This window comes from Dyella sp. SYSU CM1112, from assembly GCF_058216415.1.
Map to the genome: position 1 here is coordinate 1 of NZ_JBZEGI010000066.1, position 440 is coordinate 440.

General features: G+C 70.0%; 1 protein-coding gene. It reads right to left on the reverse strand.

The window, feature by feature from the left end:
* Window positions 1-440 (reverse strand): hemagglutinin repeat-containing protein (locus AC4HNJ_RS21635; protein WP_490481687.1); only part of this gene is annotated, 440 nt, incomplete at both ends.

Below are 440 nucleotides of genomic sequence, written 5' to 3' on the forward strand. Positions count from 1 at the left end.
TGGTGAGGTCGTGGCCGGCAGCGACGGTCACGCTGTGGCCGCTGAGCAGGCTGCCGACGGCGTAGCTGTCCTGGACGGCATCGTGGGTGGTGGTGCTGCTACTGCCGAGCAGGCCGGATGTTTGAGTGCGGGTGTCCTGCTGCCAGGTGTGGTTTTCCTGGCCGGCAAGCAGGTGGATGTCGTGGCCGGCGGCCAGCGCGATAGCACCGTTGTCGCTGGTGATGCCGGCGGCCACGGCCGTGAGGTCATGGCCGGCGGAGAGGGCGACGCCGTTGGCGCCGCTGAGCTGGCTGCCGCGCAGGGCTTCGTCATATTGGCGGGTGCCGACCAGGGTGTTGCCCTGCATGCCTTCGGCGGCGGCCTGGCGCTGGTCGGTGACGGCATGGAGCGTGATGTCATGGCCGGCGCTGAGGGCGAGCTGGCCGCCCGCTTTCAGTTGG